At 29.8% G+C, this 6,802-nt stretch carries 6 protein-coding genes; all 6 read left to right on the top strand.

What is annotated here, in order from left to right:
• Nucleotides 1-80 precede the first annotated feature (80 nt).
• The 6 genes from L988_RS01455 to L988_RS01430 all read left to right on the top strand — a co-directional run bounded on the left by L988_RS01455 (nucleotide 81) and on the right by L988_RS01430 (nucleotide 6,767).
• Entirely contained in the window at nucleotides 81-1,760 is a 1,680-nt protein-coding gene (locus tag L988_RS01455; protein ID WP_047380828.1) for an FAD-binding protein, read from the top strand.
• A 117-nt stretch (nucleotides 1,761-1,877) separates the two neighbouring features.
• Entirely contained in the window at nucleotides 1,878-2,987 is a 1,110-nt protein-coding gene (locus L988_RS01450; RefSeq protein WP_047380826.1) for a diguanylate cyclase, read from the top strand.
• 171 nt (nucleotides 2,988-3,158) lie between these two features.
• Complete coding sequence (locus L988_RS01445; protein WP_047380824.1) at nucleotides 3,159-4,112, top strand: ABC transporter permease; 954 nt, start codon at nucleotides 3,159-3,161, stop codon at nucleotides 4,110-4,112.
• Nucleotides 4,102-5,070, top strand: coding sequence for an iron chelate uptake ABC transporter family permease subunit (locus L988_RS01440; RefSeq protein ID WP_047380821.1), 969 nt, complete (start codon nucleotides 4,102-4,104; stop codon nucleotides 5,068-5,070). The genes L988_RS01445 and L988_RS01440 overlap by 11 nt, the downstream gene beginning before the upstream one ends.
• A 1-nt stretch (nucleotide 5,071) precedes the next feature.
• Nucleotides 5,072-5,827 carry an ABC transporter ATP-binding protein gene (locus tag L988_RS01435; RefSeq protein ID WP_047380818.1) on the top strand — a complete coding sequence of 252 codons (756 nt, stop codon included), beginning with the start codon at nucleotides 5,072-5,074 and terminating at the stop codon, nucleotides 5,825-5,827.
• A 10-nt stretch (nucleotides 5,828-5,837) separates the two neighbouring features.
• Complete coding sequence (locus tag L988_RS01430) at nucleotides 5,838-6,767, top strand: siderophore ABC transporter substrate-binding protein (RefSeq protein WP_047380816.1); 930 nt, start codon at nucleotides 5,838-5,840, stop codon at nucleotides 6,765-6,767.
• Nucleotides 6,768-6,802 lie beyond the last annotated feature (35 nt).

Genomic DNA, 6,802 nt, shown 5'->3' with positions numbered 1-6,802 from the left:
TAACTATTATACCTCAAAGGATTGGAGTAGTTTCAATAAATTTTAAGTTAACAGAAACAAGAAATGATAAAGGGGTAATAATGAAAGTAAATAGGTGTAAATTAGCAATTCTTTTGGCAAGCTTAATGTTAGTAGCTTGCGGAACAAAGGAGAAATCTGTTATTGGCAAAGGAAATGGATTCTCTGGGGAGATTAAAGTAAACGTTGTGACAAAGGGAGATAAAATTGAGAATCTTGAGTTAGTTTCTGATAATGAAACTTCTCATATTATTTCAAGAACATTCCCAATTCTAAAAGATAGAATTTTAAAAGCACAATCTCCAATCGTTGATAGTGTATCTGGAGCAACATACACATCTTTAGGAGTGAAAAGAGCAGTAGCTGCAGCACTTAAAGAGAGTGGAAAAGATTTTGGAAGAATAACTATCAATACAAAGGGACCAGAACAGCCAGTGGCATTTTTAGAACCAGTTAAAACAGATTTAGTTATAGTAGGTGGAGGACCAGCGGGTCTTGCGGCAGCTATATCAGCTAAAGAAGCCGGATTAAAAAATATAATATTAATAGAAAAGTTAGATATATTAAGTGGAAATGGAAAGTATGACATGAACTTCTACGACTTAATAAACTCTGAAGCTCAAAAAAATGCTGGAGTAGAAGATTCAGTTGAAAAACTAATCGCAGATAATAGCAATTGGATGGATACACCTGAAAGAACAAGAGTTCAGGCAGAGGGTGCTTATAAATTAGATACATGGCTTAGATCTATGGGAATAAAATTGGAGCATTACTATGGAAAAAGAGGTCATATGGCTAAAAGTAATGCTTATGCTGGAGAAGAAGTTCAAGATGGAATGGAAGCCACAGCAAAAAAATTAGGAATAGATATAAGAACAGGAACTAAAGGAACTGATTTAATCATAGAAAATGGAGAGGTTAAAGGAATCAAAGTTCAAAATGGAAATAACTTCTATGATATAAATGCTAAAGCTGTTGTAATGGCAACAGGAGGATTCTCAGCAAATAAAGAGTTATTGGCAAAATATTCTCCAGGAACAGAGAAGTTACAAACTTCAAATCAGCTTGGAGCAACAGGAGATTTTATACCTGTATTTGAAGAGAATGATATAGCTTTAGCCAATTTAGAGGAGTTGAATTTATTCCCATTCATAGTTAGAACGACTAGAGATTTAACAGGTGGATCAGATGGATTTATGCTTGTAAATTCAAATGGAGAGAGATTCTTAAATGAGAACATATCAAAAGATGCTAGATTTGAAGCTGCTCAAACGATATTAGCTCAACCAGGTGGAAAAGCTTTCTATATATATGACCAAACTTTATTTGATGGAAGTTACCGTTTACAAAAACATACAGCGAAAGGGTACCATGTAAAAGCTGATACCTTAGAAGAGTTAGCAGGAAAATTAGGTATTCCAGCAGATAAATTAGTAGAGACAAGAGATAGATTCAATAGTGCTATTCGTGGAGAGCAAGAGGATCAATTTAGAGCAAAACCATTTAAAAGAGAGTTTAGAGTTGAAGGACCTTTCTATGGAGTTCAAGTTGAATCAGCAGTTCATATGACAAGAGGTGGAGTTGTTGCCAATGAAAAAACGGAAGTTTTAAATACAAAAGGTGATATTGTTCCAGGGTTATTCGCTGCAGGAGAGGTTACAAACAGTAGTGCTGCATATAGTGCTGCGGTAATCTTCGGTCGTATAGCTGGAGAGAATGCAGTTAAGTTTATTAATAAATAAATTAAAAAAAACAAAAAAATAGAGAAAGGAAATTAATTTTCATTTCTCTGTTTTTTTTATTGAAAATGTGTTACAATATTACACGAGAGATTATAGAAAGTATTAAAGAGGTATTAAATGTTTGAAAATTTATTATTAGATAACTTAACAATTGGAGTGTTAATTTTAAATCAAGAGTTTGAAGTAAAATACCTGAACAGATACATGAAAGAGATTTTAAAAGAATATTTTAATGAAATAGATTTGAAATATTTAAAAATGAATGAGGCATTAAAAAAGAGGTTAGCGAAATTTGATTTAAAAGTAAAGCAGTGTGAAATAAAAAAAGATGGTGAGGCATATCTTTTTTTAGAATTTCATGATGTCAGTGATTTAAAAAAATTAGAAAAAGATTTAGAAGAGAAATCGAAAAGTCAAAATAAGTTAGTTGCAATGTTAGATACTGTTCAAGAATTTATTTTTTATTTAGACTCAGAGGGAAGATTAGAGTATTTTAATAAGGCATATGCAGAATATTTAAATATTCCAAATAATGAGTTATATGGGAAAAAAGAGATTGAATTTTTTCCAGAGGCAATGGCTAAGAAGTGTTTAGAAAACAATGAAATTGCTTTTGAAAAAGGAAACTTTTATGAAGAGGAATATCTAGATGGAAGATGGTATCAAACTTTTAAATCAAGAGTAGATTTAGAAAATGATGAGTATGGTATTTTGGCAATGGTAAAAGAGATTACAGAATCTAAAAAAAGAAGTTTAGATTTAAAAGAGAAAGCTTATAAAGATATACTGACAGGAACTTACAATAGAAACTTTTATGAAGAGAGATTAAGAAGTATTTTTGAAGAAAAAACTAGCTCAATATTTTCAATGATGCTTATAGATATCGATAAATTTAAGGAGATTAACGATTCTAAAGGGCATGACATAGGGGATTTAGTATTAAAGAGATTAGCAACTATTTTAAAAAATAGTATCAGAAAAAATGGTGATTATATAATAAGAATGGGTGGAGATGAACTTTGCATAGTGATTGAATCAAATTTAGAGGATTTAAAGAGAGTTTATCAGAGAGTTGAAAGTGAGATAAGAAAACAAAACATTACCGAAGAGTTTTCTTTTGAGATTAGTGCTGGGTTAGTTCAAAGAAAGAGCGCAGAAAAATTAGACGCTTTCTATAAAAGAGCCGATGTTGAGTTATATAAAATAAAAAAAGAAAAAATTAATTGATGTGATGAAAGTTATATTAAAAGCCCTTTAAATAGGGCTTTTTTTTATATATAAAAATTGTTGATAAAAAAAATAAAGAAAATAGTTTGAAATTGAAAGTTTATTATTGACAAAGCATAATCTTTTGCTATAATTTAATTTGTAAAACAAAATATCAAAAGAGGAGATTAAATGAAAAACTTTACAATAACAACATTTATCATTTTTCTATCAATAGCCTCTATTTTTTTAGGTGTAGCAACAGTTAATCTGTCAGATATTTTTATTGTAGGAACTAATAGTAACAATATAATATTTTTAAGTAGAGTTCCAAGAACAATAAGTATTGTGACAGCGGGATTTGGGATGAGCATTTGTGGTTTAATTATGCAGCAACTTACTATGAATAAATTTGTATCTCCTACAACTGCAGGAACTGCTGACTCTTCAAAATTAGGGATTTTGGTAGGTTTAGTATTTTTTCCAAGAGAATCGATTATATTTAAGATGTTAATCGCAACTATATTCTCGATAGGAGGAACTTTCCTTTTCTTAGGAATAGTTAGGAAGATAAAAATAAAGGACAATGCTTTAGTACCATTGATTGGAATGATGATAAGTGGAATACTAAGCTCTATAACAATGTTCTTTGCCTACAAAGGTGATTTGATTCAAAGTATTAACAGTTGGCTTTTTGGTGATTTTTCAGGCGTATTAAAAGGAAATTATGAACTATTATATATAACAATTCCTTTAGTATTAATTGCTTTCTTTTATTCAAAGCAATTTACGATCTCAGGAATGGGAGAGGAGTTTGCAATAAATCTGGGAATAAATTATAAATTTATTGTAAATATTGGATTAGTTTTAGTTTGTTTCATATCTTCATTAGTAATGATAACGATAGGAGGAATACCATTCTTAGGATTAATTATTCCAAATATAGTTTCTATGTTCTTCGGAGATAATCTTTCGAAAAATCTATATATAACAGGAGCTCTAGGAAGTTTGTTCCTTCTGTTCTGTGATATATTGGGAAGACTGGTTATATATCCTCATGAGATTCCGATAGGAATGATAACAGGAGTATTCGGTAGTGGAATATTCTTAGCTATGATACTTAGGAGGTTAAATTTTGAAGAGTAAAGAGAAAAGAATAGAAAATATTTTATTTGGTCTTTTAGTGGGAGTATTAATAGGGATAGCTCTTTTCCTACTGATAGGTGTAAATAAAAGTAATTTTAGATATCTTATATCTACAAGAAGTATAAAAATATTAGCAATAATTTTAAGTGGGACATGTGTTGCAATATCTACATTGATATTCCAAACAGTTACCGATAGTAGAATTCTAACTCCGAGTGTGATGGGATTAGATTCAATGTATGTATTTTTACAAACAATGACAATCTTTATTTTTAGAAGAATGATTCCTGTGTTAACAGCACCAATTCCAAAGTTTTTTATAACAATTGGACTTATGATTATGATAAGTATTTTCCTTCAGAAATTTTTTACGGGAAAAAGTAAAGGAAAACTTCTTTATATGATTTTGATTGGAATGATTGTAGGAACATTTTTAGATAGTTTATCGAGCGGAATTCAGATGGTAATGGATCCAGATGAATTTCTAATTTTACAGAGTAGTTTATTTGCGAGTTACAACAGAGTTAATACCACTTTACTACTAATAGCTTATATAATAGTAGGACTTGTATTTTTCTGGTTGAGAAATGATATGAGAACTTTAGATGTTATGAGTTTAGGATATAGTCAATCTATAAATTTAGGTTTAGATTACAAGAAACTTTTAAGAAAAAATTTAACAATAGTGGGAATTCTAGTTTCAATTTCTACAGCTTTAGTAGGACCAGTAGTTTTTTTAGGACTTTTAACTGTAAATATTTCAAAAGAGTTGCTTAAAACTTACAAACATAAATATTTAGTGATGGGATCTATTTTTATGAGTATACTCTCTTTAATAGTTGGACAGATAATAGTTGAAAGAGTATTTAATAATAGTTTCCCAGTAGGTACAATAATCAATTTCGTTGGTGGAATGTACTTGTTATGGATTCTATTGAAAGAGAGGAGAGTAGGATAAGATGATAGAGATAAAAAATGTCAGTAAAACATACAGATTAAAACCGGTTGTAAATAGTGTAAGCACAGATATTCCAGAAGGGAAGATAACATGTATCATAGGACCAAATGGTGCAGGAAAGAGTACATTGTTGAATATGATAAGTCGTTTAACTCCTTTAGATTCTGGAGAGATAATAATAGATGGGAAATCTATTACAGAATGGGATAAAGCAGAATTAGCAAAAACAATGGCTACTCTAAAACAAGAAAATACCACAAATGTAAGACTTACAGTTTACGAGTTAATTTCATTTGGAAGATTTCCTCACAGTGGTGGAAGATTGAATGCTGAAGATAAAAAAGTTATTGAAGAAGCAATCGAATATATGAATTTAGGAGAGTTCAGAGACAAGTATTTAGATGAATTAAGTGGAGGGCAAAGACAAAGAGCTTATATAGCTATGACAATTGCTCAAAATACAAAATATATACTTTTAGATGAACCATTAAATAATTTGGATATGAAGAGTTCGGTGGCTATGATGAAAATTTTACACAGACTTGTAAAAGATTTTAATAAAACAATAGTTATAGTAATGCACGATATAAACTTTACATCAGTGTATTCAGATTATATTTTAGCAATGAAAAATGGAAAAATGAAACATATGGATAAAACTCAAAATGTTGTTGTAAAAGAAACTTTAGAAAAGCTTTATGAGATGCCGTTCCATATTCAAAAGATTAACAATAAAAATATATGTGTTTACTTCTAGGAGGGATAAAATGAAAAAGATATTAGCTTTATTAGTAGTAGTTATAGCAGTTTGTATAGGAGCGTTCTTCTATTTAACAGGAGAGTCAAATGAAACTTCAAATGTAGAAAAAATAACAATTAACCATGTTATGGGAAGCACTGAAGTTCCAAAGAATCCAACAAAAGTAATTGTATTTGACTATGGAATTGTAGATATGTTAGATACTGTAGGAATTGAAATTATAGGATTGCCAAAAGATAGTTTACCTAAATTTTTAGATAAGTTCAAAGATGAGAAGTACATAAATATTGGTGGACTTAAAGATCCTAACTTAGAAAAAATATATGAGTTAAAGCCAGATTTAATAATTGTGTCAGGAAGACAAGAACCTTTCTATGAGCAATTATCTAAAATTGCTCCAACAGTGGGACTGACAACAACAGGAGATGATTACTTAGAGGCTTTAAAAGTAAATGTAAAGATGATGGGGGATATTTTCTCTAAAAACACTGAGCTTAATAAAGAGTTAGCAACTATAGAGACTAATTTAAAAGAGATCAAAGATAAAGTAGAATCTAAAGATTTAAATGCTTTAGTTGTTCTTTCAAATAATGGAAAGCTATCAGCTTATGGTTTAAAATCTAGATTTGCAATCGTTCATGACCATATGGGATTCAAAACGGTTGGAGATATAGGAGCTTCTACTCATGGAAGTAAGATAAACTTTGAATATATATTAGAGAAAAATCCAAATTATATATTTGTTGTAGATAGAAGTGCTGTAAATGGCGGAGATGTATCGGCTAATAAGGCTTTTGATAATGATATTATAAAAGCAACAGATGCTTATAAGAACGGAAATATCATTTTCTTGGATGCAGAGATTTGGTACACTGCAACAGGTGGTATAAAAACTACTCAAAAAATGATTGATGAAGTAAAAGCTGGATTAAAATAATTAAATAAAAAACAAAAAGCACAGATGAAGAAAAT

The sequence above is a fragment of the Cetobacterium sp. ZWU0022 genome (genome assembly GCF_000800875.1).
Taxonomy (GTDB): Bacteria; Fusobacteriota; Fusobacteriia; order Fusobacteriales; family Fusobacteriaceae; genus Cetobacterium_A.
Note: the sequence above shows the minus strand (reverse complement) of the source record. Positions and strands in the feature narration are given on the sequence as shown.